Here is an 18165-nt window from a genome sequence, read left to right on the forward strand (position 1 = left end):
AAAACTATGAAAAAATTTATTTATTTATTTATGGCTGTCGCATCTTTGGGTGTGGTGTCATGCGAAAAGGACAATGATGTTCTTACCGGAAATAAAAATGAAGGAGGTTTATTGGATGTTAAAAACAATTTGGTCGCTTATGTTGTTGGTAACGGAAATGAATTCCAATACACTGCAGCATTAGGAGCTTTCCAAGGTGATGTATCTGTTGAATCTGTAGACGTTTACAAACAATTCACATCTGTTGACGGAACAACTTCAAATAGAGTATTTTTAAAAAATGTTACTTTTCCAAATGCAACACAATTGGAAACTATAAATTTCAATTTTACTTATAACGAACTCAGTGAAGGAATTATTGTTAACGGTCAACCGTTGCCTACAAATGATACTGAATTAGAAATCGGTGATTATTGGACACTTACCTATGTTTCTAAAACTTCAAGCGGAAACGAAGCTCTAAACAATAAATCAACAAAAGTTTCAGTAGGAACCCGTTTCGCCGGGAATTATCGTTGTGTTGAAGCAGAATACTACAGATTAGGCGTATTAACTTACACTGCTGCAGACTGGCCGGCTTCAACCACTATCGAATCGGTAAATTCAACAACTTATAGAGTAGTTGAATATTTCGGAGTATTCAGTGGAAATGAATATTATTTTACAATCGACGAGAATGATGTGATAGGCTATCCTGACAATACTCCTGATGGCACACCTCAATCAGGTAATGGCCAACCTTTTATCACATGTTTATCTAATCCTGCTGATATGACCCCAGTATATTGTGGCTCTTCAAATTACGTGATTAGAGATGATGTAGAAGGAAAAGATCGTTTGGTAATGTCTTTCGGATACAATACTACTTCCGGTGCAGTAGGACCAAGAGTTTTCTATCAAGTTTTAGAAAAAATAGTTGACTAATTAAAAAAACTATCATGAAAAAAATATTTTATAATAAATTTGGACTAGGTTTACTTTTGTCTTCTATGATGTTCATCTCTTGTGATGACTCTGGTGATGCTACAGGGTACAGTAACCTAATCGTAGCAGAAGATGTTGTGGGAACTATTTCATTAGATAGTCCTTTGACTAATTCGCAAACCGTTAGAGAGGGTGACGAAGGTGTATACACGTATACCATTACGCTAAACAAACCTCAATCAATTGATATTCACGTTTCTGTTCTTCAAACAGCTGGTGATGCTGATGATAGTGATTTCGAATACGATCATGAACTTATCATTCCTGCCTATACTACTTCAGTTTCAGGAGAGATTAAAATCTTAAATGACGACGAAGATGAAGATGATGAAACTTTCACTCTTCGTGTTAGTAATGCAAACACTTCAAATGCCAGCATTACATCTCAAGAATTGTCATTTACTATCATTGATTGTTATTCTGATTTAGCAGGTACTTACAGCTACTCTACTACCAATGTATCTGCCCCAACAGGTGAATTCGCAGCCGGTCCGGTTACCGGAAACGTAACTTTTACTGCTGTTGGCGGAGGGGTATACAATCTTTCTGATGCTTCTTTCGGAGGCTGGAGAGGTTTATATGGACCGGGCAATATCGCAACTGGGGTTCAATTTGTAGACCTTTGTGGTGAAATTGCTTATGCAGGTGTAGATCAGTACAATGAGGTATTCACATTCTCAAACTTAGTAATCAACGGTGCTGACATGTCTTTCCACTGGGAAAATGATTACGGCGAATATGGAGATACAACCTTAACAAGAACAGATGGCTCTAACTGGCCAAACTTTGTTTTGCAACAACCATAACATTAAATTGTTCTAATCTAAAACCACCAGTTTTCACTGGTGGTTTTTTTATATCTTTGCGCCATGGAAAAAGAAAATCAAATCTTCGGAATCAGAGCCATAATTGAAGCCGTTAACGCAGGTAAGGAAATCGACAAAGTCTTTATTCAAACCGATGCGCAAGGCGAATTGATGCAAGAACTGCTCAAAACCCTGAAAAAAAACAGCATCAATTTCTCATACGTTCCCGTAGAAAAACTCAACCGTTTAACCATCAACAACCACCAAGGTGCTGTGGCGACCATTGCCCCTATTTCCTTCGTTAATTTGGAAACCTTAGTAGACAGTGTTGTGGAAAGCGGCAAAACGCCTTTATTCTTAATCCTCGACCAACTCAGTGATGCCCGAAACTTTGGTGCCATCATCAGAACGGCAGAATGTACCGGAGTTGACGGTATTATAGTGCAAAAAACCGGTTCCGCTCCGGTAAACGGTGACACCGTAAAAACCTCTGCAGGGGCCGTTTTCAATGTACCGATTTGCAAAGTCGATCACATCAAAGACGCCATTTTTTACCTGCAAGGCAGCGGCATCAAAACCGTAGCCGCCACCGAAAAAACCGAAGACAGCCTATACAGTCTAAACCTCAACGAACCCATTGCCATCATCATGGGTAGCGAAGACCGCGGCATCAACCCGTCGGTGTTGAAAATTGTAGATGAAAAAGCCAAACTTCCTATGTTCGGTACTATCGGTTCCTTAAATGTTTCTGTAGCCTGCGGTGCGTTTCTTTACGAAACAGTTCGTCAAAGACAATAATACCCTTATATTTTATATTTAATATCTAATATTTAATATTAATAGCGAATGGCTTGGGCTATTTAGGAATCCGTATTCCCGCTTTACGTTACAATAAAAAAGTCCCGATTACTCGGGACTTTTTATTTTCTCTTCACACGAGTGTAGCGAATTGCCGAAGGAATCGGGGCTAAAGAGCTATCTATTCGGCCGACTTGTTATCGTCTGTCACTGCTTTGTAGATGTAAACGTAATTTACTGTAGTTGGAGGAATTTCTTCTTCAATTTCCTCCGGTTCCGGCGTATTGACAAAGTTGCCGTTCTCGTCAAAATGCTTCATAAACATATCGTCCTCCGGATTAAAATCGGGTTTCTCCCATTCATATTGGATGGCTTTTTTATAATCGGGAGTTTTAAAAATAGCGGCAAAAACAAAACCGGTTAAGAATCCGGCCAAATGGCCTTCCCAGGAAATTTGTCGGTCAACCTCAGGAAATACATACCAAATCATACCGCCGTATAACATCACCACCGTGAGCGATAAAGCCATGAGTCGGTAATACTGTGTCATCATCCCTTTAAAGAAAATAAAAGACACCAACACATAAATCAAACCACTGGCACCAATGTGATAGGCTTCGCGCCCAATAACCCAAGTAATCAATCCGGAAAAGACAATTCCGTAAACCAACACCTTGAGTGAGATGTCGCGGTAAAAATAAATCAGCGCCGCTGTTAAAATAAATAACGGAAAAGTATTGTTGGCAATGTGATTCAAATCACCGTGCAAAAACGGACTCAACAAAACACCTTGCAAACCTTGCCAGGTTCGGGGATAAATGCCGTGTTTGGTCCAATCGAGATTGAAGCGATCTTCCGCTAAGAAAACGCTCCATATCACCAACACCAAAAAAACCGGCACTATCCATACCGAAGGCGTAAACTTAAAATGATGCTGATCGTTCATAGGCTTAAAATAACGCATTTGACTTGTCAAAAACACCGCCAAGATAAAAATAGTGCTAATTTGTCAGTTTAAGGTATTTTAAAACAAGTTTAAAAGAAGCCTTTAGTTTGTATTTAGCCCCGATGGTAGAAGTTACCGTGTAACTCGGACAGCGGGAACACGGTGTAAAAAATGCCCTAACGTTTGGCTCCTAAACTTCATAAAAATTGTATTTTTACCGCATGGAAGCACCTTTGGCAGAACGCATCAGACCGCAGCGTTTGGAAGACTACATCAGTCAGTTACACTTGGTAGGCGAAAACGGTTCGTTGACCCAGCAAATTGCTCGTGGCGTTATTCCGTCGATGATTTTTTGGGGTTCTCCGGGCACAGGCAAAACCACTTTGGCGCAGATTATTGCCAAGCAAAGCAACCGTCCGTTTTACGAGTTGAGCGCCATTAACAGCGGGGTGAAAGACATCCGCGACGTGATTGAAAAAGCGAAACAAAGCGGCGGCTTGTTCACCGCCAAAAACCCGATTTTGTTTATAGACGAGATTCATCGTTTCAGCAAATCACAACAAGATTCTTTGCTGGCAGCCGTGGAAAAAGGTTGGGTAACGCTCATAGGTGCTACGACTGAAAATCCGAGTTTTGAAGTGATTCCTGCTTTGTTGTCACGTTGTCAGGTGTATATTTTAAATCCGTTTTCTAAGGAAGATTTGTTGGCTTTGTTGCACCGCGCGATGAAGGAAGACAAAATCATTTCCGCTAAAAAAATCAAATTAAAAGAAACTGAGGCTTTACTGCGACTTTCGGGTGGTGACGGCCGTAAACTATTGAATATTTTTGAACTCGTTGTCAACGCCAGCCCTGAAGGTCAAATTACGATTACCAACGACAAAGTATTGGAATTGGTGCAGCAAAACACAGTGCTGTACGACAAAACCGGAGAACAACATTACGATATTGTTTCGGCTTTTATCAAATCCATCCGCGGTAGTGATCCCAACGGCGCTGTGTATTGGTTGGCGCGCATGATTGAAGGCGGCGAAGATGTAAAATTCATCGCCCGTAGAATGTTAATTTTATCCAGTGAAGATATTGGCAACGCGAATCCGACGGCTTTTATCATGGCCAACAATACCTTTCAAGCCGTTTCTACCATTGGCTATCCGGAGAGCCGAATTATCTTGAGTCAGTGTGCGATATATTTAGCCACATCGCCTAAAAGCAATGCCAGCTATATGGCCATTGGCGAAGCACAAGCTTTGGTGAAACAAACCGGCGATTTATCGGTACCGATTCATTTGCGCAACGCACCAACCAAACTGATGAAGGAATTGGGTTATGGCGAAGAATACCAATACTCACACAACTATGCCAACAATTTCTCGGAACAAGAATATTTACCCGATGAAATCAGGAATACAGATTTCTACAAACCGGGAAACAATGCTCGCGAGAACGAAATGCGTACCTTTTTGAAAAACCGTTGGAAAGATAAGTACGGGTATTAGTTTGAATGGTTAAAACTTCAAATTAATCGGTTCTGACACCAAATTTCCGTTATTGTAGTATTCAAAAAACCATTGTCCGTCTTTGAGTAACACGGTTCCGTTTACCCCATTTTTATCGGCCATAAACACATTCTTTTGCGAAGTGTTGTACAAACGCATGATGACTTTAGGCTCGTTGTCAACCACTTGATAGCCGTTAGCTGTTGGTTGTGCAAAAAAGAACGGAGCATTAGGTTTAGTCTCAATTTTGTTGTCTTTTACTCTCACCACGGGTTTCTCATCGGTATTAGTTGTAGAAACCGATTCAATTCTGGTTTCGGAAACCCTAACCACAGGTTTTTCTGTTGTTGGTTGAAATGGCAATGATTTGCCTTCATACTTATAGTTCAAAGTTTCAAACGACTTGGCAGCTTCTCTCAGTGCTTGGCTGTAAGCTATAGAATATTGTTTTTCACGACTGGTTCCAAGTTCGGTTTGGTAAACAATATTGCCTTTACAATCCTTTAAAGCCACTCTGATTTTAGTGACCATAATTCCGCTTTCATTGATTAAATCTGCTGTTAAAAAATCACAACGATTCATAGTGTCATTGGCAAAAGATTCGTCACTGAAATAGGCTTTGAAACCGTATTTTTGGAGCAATAGTTTAACAGAAGTATTCATCCCGTATTTGTCATCCGTTTTAAAGGCATCAAATTTTTTGGGAACAATTACATATTGATAATTATTAATTCCCTGAGAGTAAGACATAAAAGATACGAACAGTAACAAGAGTGCTATTTTTTTCATTAGAGTATGTTTTTTAATTCTTTTAGATGATTAATTCTTGTAAAGGTTGCTGTAGTATGCGTGTTTTTTTCATCAAACAAAATGGCTTCCATTCCAAATTCGATTGCACCGCGTACATCGGCATCAATACAGTCACCTATCATTAAAGCATTTTGTTTATCGACTTTAGCCAAAGATAAGGCAAATTCGAATATGTTGCGATGCGGTTTTTTTACGCCCGCCATTTCCGAATTGGTGACGGTTTTAAAATAGCCTTCTAAACCGGAATTGGCTATTTTTTTATACTGTACTTCGGCAAAACCGTTGGTGATAATGTGCAAATTATACTTGGACGATAAATAATCCAAAACTTCCAAAGCGCCTTCAAAAAGTTGGTTATTATCCGGTAAAAATACAATGTAATCGTGAGCAATTTTATCAATAGCCTCGTCGGAGATTTTATAACGCAACGCATCAAAAGATTGTTTCAATCGCTGGTAACGCAATTCTTCATGTGTCATTTTATCGACCTGGTACAATTTCCAACAGGCTTGATTGATAGGCGCGTAAACTTCCACGAACTGATAGGTGTCTATGGTTGGATGCTGTTCTTTAAAGATTTTATCAAAAGCCAAAACCGAATTGGCGTCAAAATCCCAAAGTGTATGATCGAGGTCAAAAAAAATATCTGTGATGTGTTTCATGCTAAAAAATGCCTTCGTCCTGAAAGCTCAAATACCCTTTTTCGGTGATGATAATATGATCGAGCACTTTAATATCCAATTGCTCTCCGGCAAATTTAAGCTTTTTAGTGATTTCTTTGTCGGCATCACTGGCCACAAGTTTACCGGAAGGATGATTATGGCTTAAAATGATAGAAGTAGCGTTGTGTTCCAAAGCCAATTTAAAAATCAAGCGAACATCAACAACAGTTCCGGTAATACCGCCTTTGGATAACTGGGCTTTATAAATTACTTTATTGGCATTATTCAGATAAAGCACCCAAAATTCTTCGTGTAACAAATCGCCTATAAGAGGTTGCATGATTTCGAAAACTGCTTTGGAAGAAGTAATTTTGAAAAAATCGGGAAGTGCTTGCTCTCTGCGCCTTTTCCCCAACTCTAAAGCCGCAGCTATAGTAACCGCTTTGGCCTCGCCTATGCCTTTGAATTCCATAAATTGCTTGAGCGATAATTTGCCCAACGCATTTAGGTTGTTGTTAACGCTTTGTAGTATCCGTTTGCTCAGGGAAACTGCACTTTCATTTCGACTGCCGGAGCCGATAAGTATAGCAATTAATTCGGCATCACTCAAAACCGATTTTCCTTTCAGCATTAGCTTTTCACGAGGCTTATCGTCTTCTGACCAATGTTTTATAGAAAAGTTTTGTTCCATGGCTTATACTAAAAAGAAAGAATTATCGTTAGTTCTTGAAACCTTAAAAGTATGAAAACTTTTTATTTATCGCTAACTTTACTTACATTTTTAACTTGTAGTCAAAAAGAGGTTGAGCATAATAATGCTAAACCCTTGCTTGAAAACACATTTGAAAACCGACTTTCCGAAGCGGCGCTTTCCATAATTGATGACGAAATTGTATATACTCCAAATTATGTTGCGATAAAATATCCCAACGGAGATGTTCCGGCCAAAACCGGCGTTTGTACAGATGTGGTCATCAGAGCGTATCGTAAATTGGGCATCGATTTGCAAAAAGAAGTCCATGAAGATTTGAAAGCCAACTTTACCAAATACCCTAATTTGAAAAAATGGGGTTTGAAAAAACCTGATACTAACATTGATCACAGAAGAGTTCCGAATTTAGAAGTTTTTTTCAGTAGAAAAGGGCAAAAATTAGTCGTTACCCAAAATCCGGCAGATTATAAAACCGGTGAAATCGTTACTTGGATGATTAACGGAAAATTACCGCACATCGGCATAATAACCCACAAAAAATCCTCCAATGGTCATCCGATGATTGTACATAATGTGGGCAACGGACAAGTATTGGAGGATTGCTTGTTTCGCTATGAGCTAGTTGGGCATTTTAAATACCAAAAATAATCTTCAAATTATAGCATCAACTTTTTCACTTCATCAAAATTCAATCCGCCGTAATTACCGGAACTCATTAATAATAAGGCGGTATTGTTTAAATCGAAATTGAATAAAAAGTCTTTGAACTCTATTGGATTGGTATAAATAATCAAATCTTTACGCTTGAAAGATTCTGCAATTTGCTCATAAGTCACTTCTTCGAGTTGCTTGATTTTTACCGCATCGGGCGAATAAAAAACCACGGCTACATCGGCGGCATCTAAAGCGCCTTCGTATTCTTTTAAGAATTCGGCATTCAAACTGCTGTACGTATGTAATTCAAGGCAAGCTACTAATTTTCTGTCCGGATATTGTGCTTTAACAGCTTGGGTAGTAGCCGAAACTTTACTCGGTGAATGGGCAAAATCTTTATAGGCCACTTTTCCTTTTCCTTCAGCTATTTTTTCCAATCGTTTGCTGGCGCCTTTAAAACTGGCAATGGCTTCGTAGAAATCGGCTTCGTCTACGCCCATATTTTGGCAAATCCATTTGGCTCCGGCTAAGTTGTTTAGGTTGTGTGCTCCAAAGACTTCTATCGGCATCGGACCTTCGGGAGTGTCTAATAAAGTTACACCGTCTTTAACAGAATAACTTGGTGTTTGGTAGGGAATTCGACGAATGGTGTTGGTTGATTCTTCAGCTACTTTTTTAACCGTAGCGTCTTCTTCATTATAAACCAAAATTCCGCCTTTGGTGATTTGGTTGACAAAAATTTCAAATTGCTCTACATAATTATCAAAGGTTGGAAACACATTAATATGATCCCAAGCAATGCCTGACAATAAAGCGATGTTAGGTTGGTACAAATGAAACTTCGGTCTTCTGTCTATGGGCGACGATAAATATTCATCGCCTTCTAACACGATAAAATCATTCTCATGTGTAAGATGCACCATAGTGTCAAAACCCTCTAATTGGGCACCAACCATGTAATCTACCTCAATATTATGGTAATGCATCACGTGCAAAATCATGGAAGTAATAGTGGTTTTTCCGTGCGAACCGCCTATAACTACTCTGGTTTTATTTTTGGATTGTTCGTATAAAAATTCGGGATACGAATAAATTTTCAACCCTAATGCTTGGGCTCTGAGCAATTCCGGATTATCCGCTTTAGCGTGCATTCCGAGAATAACGGCTTCAATATCGGCTGTAATCTTTTCGGGAAACCAACCCATTTCTTGGGGAAGCAAGCATTTTTTGTCCAAACGAGATTTGGACGGTTCAAAAATAGCATCATCACTTCCGGTTACTTGGTATCCTTTTTCGTGTAAGGCCAAGGCAAGATTGTGCATGGCAGCGCCGCCTATGGCTATAAAATGTGTTCGCATGAGATATATGACTTATTTTTTTTCTTTGTATGTTTCTAAGAGTGCTTTAGCCTTTTCAGGTTGGTTCATTTTGTTTTTGTACAAATTGGCTAATTTTTGATAGGTTGTTTTAGAACCGCCAATAGCTATGGCTTTTAAATAATATTTTTCTGCTTCCTTATTTCTATCAAAATATTCCGCTATTCTCCCCTGGGCCAAATAACCGTCAACCGGTGAAATTTTGAGTAACTCGGCAGCATATCTTTGCGCCTTTTTTTCGCTGCCACCCACTATCCCGGGAAGTTGCAAATACAATTCGATTAATGCCCAGCGGGCTTCAATGTGATTTGGATCGAGGGCGATGGCTTTCTCAAAGGAAGCTTTTATATCATCAATCATTCCTAAAGCTTTGAACTTGTTGGATTCTTTGGCTTTCATCCCCAAACATCCGCCAAACTTATAATGGTAATCGGCTTCGCCGGGTTTTAGTTTGATTAGCTTGCCATAATAAAACATGGCTTTGTCCCAAGATTTATAAATGCCCTCAATATCACCCAAATACTCCAACGTTTTGAGATGATTGGCATTATCCTTCAAGTAACTTTCAAAAGCCAGTTTGGCTTGATCATACTTGGCTTGTTTGAATAACGATTCGGCCTTTTCAAAATCACCTGTATTGTTTGAAAAGAGAAAGCTTAAGATTAATATAACCAAATGAGATTTCATCGGCAAAAAATTGATTTTCAAATGTAATCATTTTATGAAAAATTCTTTTTTTTTATTTTTTTAATGAAGTCCAAAAAAAATCCATGAAGGGTAAAACAAATCGGCGAACTACACTTTTATATATAACTAATTATTTATCAGACATTTATGATTAAAAAGAAATTTTATTCAAAGTTATCAAAAAAGGCATTTAATCGAATTTATACGTAATATACCCGAATTTTTTTGACTCTCATAGCATTGGAAATAGCTTTGTAGCAGAATTAAAATAACCGTCCCCATGAAAAATTTTAATACGACTAAACGAGCTACACTAAATTTTCTCTTACTGGCAATCTTTTTATTGATTGGTGGGATTGAGGCTTATTCGCAAAGCCAAACTCGAATTGCCGGAATTGGTGAAAGTAACGGTTCCGGTAATAGAGCATGGACCAATGCTGGAAATGTTACAGCAGACGACACCAATTATGCCACAGCTCCTATGAGCGGTGGCGAAATTTCTAGGTATATAAGAGCCAGAAACTTTGGTTTTACTATCCCAACCGGCGCAACAATTACAGGTATTACAGCAACTGTTATGAGACAAAGTAGTTCTAATGGTGGTGGAAATAGTGTGAAAGACGAAACGATAAGATTAATGAAAAATCTAACCATAGTAGGTAATAACTATGCCGGCAATGTTGATTGGCCAACCACTATGACAGCCGCTAATTACGGCACAGGAACTACTGATTTATGGGGAACAACTTGGACGGAAGCAGATATCAACAATGCTAATTTCGGAATGTTTTTTAGAGTTTTAAATGAATCTAATAACAATAGTCGCACAGCAAGTGTCGACTATATTGAAATAACTGTATACTATTCCAATCCTATACCAACCGTAACCAATTTTACACCTAACAATGCTTGTGTTAATTCGGGAACAATTATAACCATAAACGGAACTAATTTTACTGGCGCCACTAATGTAACTTTTAACGGTACAGCTGCAACATTTACAATCATCAGCAATACACAAATTACCGCCGTTTTACCTAACGGTGCAAACACCGGAAACATTAGCGTTACAACCCCTAATGGAACGGCCAATAGCACTACTAATTTCATTGTTAATGCTTTACCAACTGTTAACCCAATAACCGGAAACACTACACTTTGTCCAAACACCTCAACAATATTATCCAGCACAACAACCGGTGGTACCTGGATTAGTGCAAATTCAAGTGTAGCGACTGTAAATTCAGCTGGACTAGTGAATGGATTGAACACAGGATCTTCCATTATAACTTATACACTTACCGATGGAAACAACTGTTCTAACACTACCAATACAACAGTAACTGTTCAAGCATTACCTGTTTTGAGTGGTCCTAATGCCGTTTGCGTTGGCAATTCAATTCAATTAAACCCAACCTTGGGAGGTACTTGGATAAGTAACCATCCGCTAATTGCAACTATAGATAATAGCGGAACTGTAACCGGATTAATTTTCGGCAATGCCACTTTTACCTATACTGACTCAACCACAGGATGTTTTGAAACTACTACTCTAGTGAATGTTCAAGTTGCACCTCAAATAACTGTTCAGCCTACAGTTGCGCAAACTGTCTGTTCAGGAAACTCGGCAAATCTCAGTGTTATTGCGACCGGAGCAGGATTAAGTTATCAATGGTATAAAGGCAGTACACCATTAACTAATGGCGGTAATTTCTTTGGGGTAGACTCGGCTGCACTTACCATCAATCCGATTAGTTTAACAGATGCTTCCTCAGACTATTATTGTGTAATTAGTGGCAATTGTACTCCTTCAGTAACTTCTGATTCAGCATCGCTGATTGTTAATGAAGCCGTATCAATAACAACTCAACCGGCTGCTTCACAAACCTATTGTACCGGGAACAATGTTTCAATCTCTATAAGTGCATCAGGTACGGGGTTGACCTATCAATGGTTTAAAGGTTTAAATCCTTTAACTGACGGAGGTTCAATTTCAGGAGCCAACACCAATAACTTAATAATAAACGCTGCATCGACCAGTGATGCAGGAAATGATTATTACTGTGTTGTTAGCGGTTTAGCACCTTGTACATCAGTAAACAGTAGTTTTTCTGAAGTTATTATTGATGAAAATCCAAGCGTTACTAGTCAACCGGCTACCAACCAAACCGTTTGTGCTGGAAGTAATGTTACTTTTTCAGTAGCTGCCACGGGGGGAAGTTTAACTTACCAATGGTATAACGATACTACACCTTTGACAGACAATGCCTCTGTTAGCGGCAGTAACAGTGCTACACTAACATTAAACAATGTTAGCTTGGCAAATGTATCTGCTAAATACAACTGTCATATCACCAACAGTTGTGGGACAATAGTATCCAACTATTCAGCGTTATCCATAAACGAAACGCCAAGCATTTTAAACAATGGCTTGACCGTTTGTAGTGGAGAAAGTTTTTCTTTTTCTCCTGTTAACGGTGTACCTTCTGTTGCCAATATAGTCCCTGCAGGAACTACTTACTCTTGGTCTGCTCCGATTGTTACCGGAGGTATGACGGGTGGTACAGCACAATCGGGTCAGGCAGTAATTAGTGATGTTTTGGTTAACAACACCAATAGTGTTCAAACCGCTACCTATACTATTACACCTCTAGTAGGAACCTGTCCGGGGAATACCTTTGAATTGGTAATCAGTGTAAATCCTGAACCTTATGTGAATAATGCCATCCAGTATGTTTGTAGTGGAGATAACTTCAACTTTTTACCTAGCAATGGCAGTGGTAATATTGTTCCGATGGGAGCTACATTCTCTTGGGGATTACCTACAACTTCCGGCGGAATAACCGGTGCCTCAGCCCAAAATAATGCAAGCAGTTTCAGTCAAACATTGACAAACACTACCAATGGTGTGCAAACGGCTACCTATAACATTACTGTTAATTATGGAACTTGTATAGGTAACACCTTTACTGTTACATTGTTTATTAATCCAAAACCGATTGTATCGGCCTTGCCGGTGACTCAAAGTATTTGTTCCGGAAACAATATTACCAATGTAGCACTTTCAACCGTTTTTGTGGTATCAGAAGAGGTTGAATACCATTGGACTCGTGACAATACAACAAATATTATCGGAATGGCATCCAATGGAGAAGGAACTATTATTTCGGGTGCTTTGACAAACACAACCAATACACCACAAACCACCACCTTCACAGTTATTGCCACTACAGAAGAAGGTTGTAACTCCGATTCTTATCTCGTTACTGTTTTGGTAAATCCATCTATTACAGTATCAGCCACACCAAGCAATCAAACCATTTGTTCCGGTAGCACTATCAATACGATACTGATGAGTAATCCAAATAACGTTAGTGGTGTAACTTATTCATGGACAAGAAACAATACCACAAATTTAACCGGAATCCCTAATAACGGAACCGGAGATACCATTGCCGGAATAATCACCAACAACACCAATACGGTTCAATCAACTACTTTTACCATCACAGCAACTGCTAATGGTTGTCAAACAATCATTAATAACGTAACAATTACGGTAAATCCGAAACCAACTATTTCCGGTGCTCCTTCTACTCAAACCTTATGTGGTGGAAATCCCATTACCCCCATAGTTTTAAGTAGTGGCAGCGGAATATCGGGTACAACTTTCAGTTGGACAAGAGATAACACTGTAAACGTTTCGGGTATTAACGGAAGTGGTTCAGGTAATACCATTACCGGAGTATTGAACAACACCACCTCAACCAATCAAACGGTGACTTTTACCTTATCGTCTTCGGCTAACGGATGTGCTTCAGACAACGCTACTACCGAAGTTATAGTACTTCCAAAACCACTTTTAACCGCCACCCCAAGTACTCAAACCATTTGTAACAATACTGCTATAAGCACAATCACCTTGAGCAGTGCCAATAGTTTACCAGGTACTACTTTTACATGGACCAGAAACAATACTGCTAACTTAACCGGCATAGCAAGTTCGGGTACCGGAAATGCTATTTCAGGAACACTGGTTAATAACACCTCGGTTACGCAAACCACAACCTTTACCATAACGGTAACTGCAGGGAATGGTTGCTCTAATACCACAACAGCTAGCGTAACCGTTTATGCCCCTCTTACTGCTCCAGTTATCGGATCTTCACAAACAGCATGTATATTCTCTACTCCAGCCGCTTTATCTATCACTACCCAACCAAGCGGTGGATCTGGAGTTTATACTTATCAGTGGCAAAGCAGTACGGACAATGTTACCTTTACTAACATTGCCGGAGCGACAAACAATACTTATCAACCCGCTTTTCTCAATAACGGTTCAGATGATGTTTTTTACAGGCTAATTATTAACAATACTTGTGGAAGTGTTACTAGTAATGTTGTTTTTGTAGAGGTTGTTAGTAATGTAGGTTTTACATTTGACATTAATAATGCACCAACTGGAGCAGTTTGTCCATCAACGACTTTTACGCCACAAATATCATCTTTACACTTATCAACCTCCGCGGTTCGATTTACTTGGACAGCCGATGCAAACTTTATTTCACCAAGTACCGGAGGTCCAGTTGGCACTACAGGTAATGCTTTTTTCTTTTTCAGAACTTCAACCGGTAATATCGGACCTTTAACGACTCAGAATAACACTAATGCTACAGTAACCACACAAATTACTATTACGCCAAGTGTTTACAATTTTCCTGGTCCGCCATCAGGAGCTTTTCTGTGCAGCACCTCTCCGCAAATTTTAAATGTAACTATCAGACCGAGACCGGTAGCCACAGCTACTGCCTTAGAAAATACTATTTGTAACGGAAGCGGCGCTAACATACAAGTAACTGGAAACATCACTGATGCTAACATGACGTTCTCATGGACACGTAACAACACCACCAATGTTTCAGGTACTAATTCCGGAACTTCGGGAAATATTGCCCCCGGCGGTATATTTACCATTGCCAATACACTGACTAACAACTCGGCTAACGTTCAAAATGTGACTTTTACCATTACACCATCTTCTAATGGGTGTAACGGAAGTCCTGTAACGGTAACCATCAGCATTGCACCAACGGTTACATCGGGTACTATAGCCGCTAATCAAACCATTTGTTCCGGTGGCGATCCGGCAGCGTTCACTCAAACCGTTGCAGCAACCGGTTCTAACCTGACTTACCAATGGCAAAGCAGTACAGATAATATTACTTTTACCAACATCACAGGAGCTACTTCAGTCACTTATGATGCTGGTACTTTAACCCAAACAACTTGGTTCAGAAGAATTACAATTTCAACTGTAAATGGTAAGGAATGTTATGCGACCTCTAACACCATTCAAGTAAACGTTAACAGTATTAATCCGGGATCAATATCCGGAAATCAAACTATTTGTTCCGGTGGAGATCCATTGGCTTTTACAGAAGTAAATGCCACCGGAGGCGGAACCATCTCCTACCAATGGCAAAGTAATACGACCGGCTGCAGCGGTAGCTGGACCAACATAGCCGGAGCTAATTCGGCTACTTACGATGCTCCTTCGGGAGTAACGGTAACTACATATTACCGCAGAATGGCAACTTCTTTACTTAACAGCGTTGCTTGTTCAGATTACAGCAACTGTATTGTTGTTACTGTAAATGAAGTAACCGGTGGTCTTATTGCAGACAATCAAACCTTGTGTGGTAATAACCCTGCAGCTTTTAGTGTAATTACTCCTTCGACAGGTCTCGGCACTTTAAGCTATCAATGGCAAAGAAGTACTACCGGTTGTTCCGGACCGTGGACTATTATTTCAGGGGCCACTGGCGCTACTTATGATGCACCTTCCGGATTAGTAGTAACCACTTACTACCAACGCATAACTTATTCTACATTAAATGGCGTACAATGCTCAGCGGTTAGCAATTGCATCACCGTAACGGTTAATCCTGTTACAGGAGGCGCAATTGGAGGCAACAGAACCGTTTGTTACGGAGGAGATCCAAATGCCTTTACCGAAAACACCGCTGCAACAGGAAGCAATCTGACTTATCAATGGCAAATGAGCTTGGTTGGAGGCGCAGGCCCTTGGACTGACATAGCAGGCGCGACAAATACTACCTATGATGAAGCAGGTCCTATTTACCAAACTACATACTTCAGAAGAGTGGTTACCGCTACCGTTAATGCAACGAGTTGTACGGCCAATTCTAACTTTATTACCGTCTTTGTAAATAATGTTACCCCTCCATCAATTGACGGAAACCAAAGTGTATGTGACAGTTCTGATAGCCCAAGCACGTTCAATGTAACAATTACCGCTACAGGAACAGGAACTTTAACCTATCAATGGCAAAGAAGTACTGTAGGTTGTTCTGGCCCATGGACAAACATTTCGGGGGCTACAAGTGCTACTTACACTCCTACACCGGTAACACAAACGACATATTATCAAGTTAGAGTAACATCTACCCTAAATGGTGTTCAATGTATAGCATTCAGCAATTGTACAGAAATCACTTCTTATGCCAAAACTTGGAACGGAAGTATAAGCACCGATTGGAATAATGCTGCCAACTGGACACCGAACGGTGTTCCTTCTGCAGCTCATTGTGTGGTCATTCCAAATGTAACTAATGACCCTATCATTTCAGGCTCAAATTATGAAGCTTTAGCAGCCAATATCAGTTTGATGTCTTCAGCCAAACTTGAGATTAATCCAACCAATACTTTAACCATTACAAACACAGTTAATGTACATCACACAGCGAATTTTAACATTAAAAACGGAGCAAGTTTAGTACAAATTAATGATAATGCTGTCAATATTGGAAACATCAAATACACCAGAACCTCAAGAGCAATGACTCGTTATGCCTATGTATACTGGGGTTCTCCGGTAGCCGGAAATGTATCTTCGCAAATCCCAAGTCAATTTGACCTAAAGTATAGATGGCAATCTGGCGCTATGAACGGAAGCTGGGTACCATTAACGGCTACTGCTCCGGGTGAAGGATTTATCACCAGAGTTAGAAATGCAACGCCATTTAACTCAGGAACCGGCACCATCGATTTTAATTTTACCGGTGTTCCCAACAACGGACTTATCAATGTGAATGTTGACAGCTACGATGCAACCTCTTTGGTAACCGGCAACACAGCTTTATTGTCCAATCCGTATCCGAGTCCGATTGATGCAGCAGCGTTCCTAACCCATCCTAACAATACTGAGTTGGGTGGCACTTTATTCTTCTGGACTTCTGTAACAATGTACTCCGGCGCAGGGCCATATAATTTCCAAGATTATGCAAGCTGGAATTTAACCGGTTCAACGGCAACCACTCCTGCGAGTGACGCATCCAATATGTCGTTGTTACCAAACGGTAAAATTTCGTCCGGTCAAGGATTTTTCGCTCAGGTGTTTGCCGATGGCCAAATTAGTTTCGACAACAGCATGAGAGTTTCCGGTAGCAATACCCAATTCTTCAGAAACGCCAACAGCACTATGTCAGAAAAACACAGAATTTGGTTGAACTTGTCGAATAGTCAAAATAAATTCCGTCAAACTCTAATTGGCTATGTTGCCGGAGCAACCAACGAACTAGATCGTTTGTACGACGGAACGACTTTTACCTCGAATGAAATCAATATCTATTCGTTAGTAAACGATTCAAAATTAGTAATTCAAGGTAAAGCCCTTCCTTTTGACCAAAATGATGTAGTTCCTGTAGGTTATTCAATAACCACTGCGGGTGATTATACTATCGCAATTGATCATATGGATGGTGTATTTGAAAACAACCAAACGGTTTATTTAAAAGACAAGCTATTGAATGTAGTTCACGATATAAAAACGAATGCCTATTCCTTTGCTACTGCTGCAGGAACTTTTGACAATCGTTTTGAAATTGTATTCAATGCCAATGCTTTAGGAACAGGAGATTTGGAAGGCAACAATGCTGTAGCTTATGTAAAAGACAACCAATTACATATCGAATCAGTAGTCAATATTAAGGAGATTGTGATTTATGAGTTGTCTGGCAAAAAAATAAACACGATTACCAACAACGATTTAGACACTTCACTTTCAACAGCCTTTAACTACCCGAACGGTGTTTACATCATCAAAGTAATGTTGGATAACGATGTAATTGTTCCGATAAAAGTGGCTAAGTAAAAAAGAGGTCTTGATTGGGTTTTTTAATCCAAAAAGTTTAAACATAAAAAAACGTCCT

The 18165-nt window shown here is 39.7% G+C and carries 12 protein-coding genes; 6 read left to right on the plus strand and 6 right to left on the minus strand.

Annotated elements, in window-relative coordinates:
* Positions 1-6: 6 nt before the first annotated feature.
* The 3 genes from SK086_RS12565 to rlmB all read left to right on the plus strand — a co-directional run bounded on the left by SK086_RS12565 (position 7) and on the right by rlmB (position 2588).
* Positions 7-924 carry a hypothetical protein gene (locus SK086_RS12565; RefSeq protein WP_324692050.1) on the plus strand — a complete coding sequence of 306 codons (918 nt, stop codon included), beginning with the start codon at positions 7-9 and terminating at the stop codon, positions 922-924.
* Positions 925-989: 65 nt separating this feature from the next.
* A complete protein-coding gene (locus tag SK086_RS12570) occupies positions 990-1790 on the plus strand; it encodes a hypothetical protein (RefSeq protein ID WP_324692052.1) in 801 nt (266 codons plus the stop codon).
* Positions 1791-1853: 63 nt separating this feature from the next.
* Positions 1854-2588, plus strand: a complete 735-nt coding sequence (gene rlmB / locus SK086_RS12575) for a 23S rRNA (guanosine(2251)-2'-O)-methyltransferase RlmB (protein WP_324692054.1) — start codon at positions 1854-1856, stop codon at positions 2586-2588.
* 181 nt (positions 2589-2769) lie between these two features.
* Here the strand turns inward: rlmB and SK086_RS12580 are convergent, their stop codons facing one another.
* Positions 2770-3534 carry a rhomboid family intramembrane serine protease gene (locus SK086_RS12580; RefSeq protein WP_324692055.1) on the minus strand — a complete coding sequence of 255 codons (765 nt, stop codon included), beginning with the start codon at positions 3532-3534 and terminating at the stop codon, positions 2770-2772.
* Between the two features lie 221 nt (positions 3535-3755).
* Between SK086_RS12580 and SK086_RS12585 the strand changes: the two genes are divergently transcribed.
* On the plus strand, positions 3756-5033 hold the full coding sequence (locus tag SK086_RS12585) for a replication-associated recombination protein A (protein ID WP_324692057.1): 1278 nt from the start codon (positions 3756-3758) through the stop codon (positions 5031-5033).
* Positions 5034-5042: 9 nt separating this feature from the next.
* Here the strand turns inward: SK086_RS12585 and SK086_RS12590 are convergent, their stop codons facing one another.
* From SK086_RS12590 to radC, 3 genes are read right to left on the minus strand one after another with little or no spacing between them, the layout of a single operon-like run.
* On the minus strand, positions 5043-5822 hold the full coding sequence (locus SK086_RS12590; protein ID WP_324692059.1) for a hypothetical protein: 780 nt from the start codon (positions 5820-5822) through the stop codon (positions 5043-5045).
* A complete protein-coding gene (locus tag SK086_RS12595) occupies positions 5822-6505 on the minus strand; it encodes a YjjG family noncanonical pyrimidine nucleotidase (protein ID WP_324692060.1) in 684 nt (227 codons plus the stop codon). Before SK086_RS12595 ends, SK086_RS12590 begins: the two co-directional genes overlap by 1 nt.
* Position 6506: 1 nt before the next feature.
* Positions 6507-7196 (minus strand): RadC family protein, encoded by a 690-nt coding sequence (gene radC, locus SK086_RS12600; RefSeq protein ID WP_324692062.1) that lies wholly within the window; start codon positions 7194-7196, stop codon positions 6507-6509.
* Between the two features lie 51 nt (positions 7197-7247).
* Between radC and SK086_RS12605 the strand changes: the two genes are divergently transcribed.
* Positions 7248-7865: a DUF1287 domain-containing protein gene (locus SK086_RS12605; protein ID WP_324692063.1), complete on the plus strand. Its 618-nt coding sequence runs from the start codon at positions 7248-7250 to the stop codon at positions 7863-7865.
* Positions 7866-7873: 8 nt separating this feature from the next.
* On the opposite strand, the gene SK086_RS12610 is transcribed toward SK086_RS12605, so the two are convergent.
* Together SK086_RS12610 and SK086_RS12615 are read right to left on the minus strand one after the other, a co-directional pair.
* Positions 7874-9229 (minus strand): UDP-N-acetylmuramate--L-alanine ligase, encoded by a 1356-nt coding sequence (locus SK086_RS12610; protein ID WP_324692065.1) that lies wholly within the window; start codon positions 9227-9229, stop codon positions 7874-7876.
* A gap of 12 nt (positions 9230-9241) precedes the next feature.
* A complete protein-coding gene (locus SK086_RS12615) occupies positions 9242-9955 on the minus strand; it encodes a tetratricopeptide repeat protein (RefSeq protein WP_324692066.1) in 714 nt (237 codons plus the stop codon).
* 259 nt (positions 9956-10214) lie between these two features.
* On the opposite strand from SK086_RS12615, the gene SK086_RS12620 reads away from it, so the two are divergent.
* A complete protein-coding gene (locus SK086_RS12620) occupies positions 10215-18107 on the plus strand; it encodes a beta strand repeat-containing protein (protein ID WP_324692068.1) in 7893 nt (2630 codons plus the stop codon).
* The last annotated feature ends 58 nt before the right edge of the window (positions 18108-18165 follow it).

The sequence above is a fragment of the Flavobacterium cheonhonense genome, from assembly GCF_035671315.1.
GTDB lineage: Bacteria > Bacteroidota > Bacteroidia > Flavobacteriales > Flavobacteriaceae > Flavobacterium > Flavobacterium cheonhonense.

Coding starts and splice junctions, on each gene's coding strand:
- SK086_RS12565 (WP_324692050.1), top strand. CDS start 7: ATGAAAAAATTTATTTATTTATTTATGGCTGTCGCATCTTTGGGTGTG.
- SK086_RS12570 (WP_324692052.1), top strand. CDS start 990: ATGATGTTCATCTCTTGTGATGACTCTGGTGATGCTACAGGGTACAGT.
- rlmB (WP_324692054.1), top strand. CDS start 1,854: ATGGAAAAAGAAAATCAAATCTTCGGAATCAGAGCCATAATTGAAGCC.
- SK086_RS12580 (WP_324692055.1), bottom strand. CDS start 3,534: ATGAACGATCAGCATCATTTTAAGTTTACGCCTTCGGTATGGATAGTG.
- SK086_RS12585 (WP_324692057.1), top strand. CDS start 3,756: ATGGAAGCACCTTTGGCAGAACGCATCAGACCGCAGCGTTTGGAAGAC.
- SK086_RS12590 (WP_324692059.1), bottom strand. CDS start 5,822: ATGAAAAAAATAGCACTCTTGTTACTGTTCGTATCTTTTATGTCTTAC.
- SK086_RS12595 (WP_324692060.1), bottom strand. CDS start 6,505: ATGAAACACATCACAGATATTTTTTTTGACCTCGATCATACACTTTGG.
- radC (WP_324692062.1), bottom strand. CDS start 7,196: ATGGAACAAAACTTTTCTATAAAACATTGGTCAGAAGACGATAAGCCT.
- SK086_RS12605 (WP_324692063.1), top strand. CDS start 7,248: ATGAAAACTTTTTATTTATCGCTAACTTTACTTACATTTTTAACTTGT.
- SK086_RS12610 (WP_324692065.1), bottom strand. CDS start 9,229: ATGCGAACACATTTTATAGCCATAGGCGGCGCTGCCATGCACAATCTT.
- SK086_RS12620 (WP_324692068.1), top strand. CDS start 10,215: ATGAAAAATTTTAATACGACTAAACGAGCTACACTAAATTTTCTCTTA.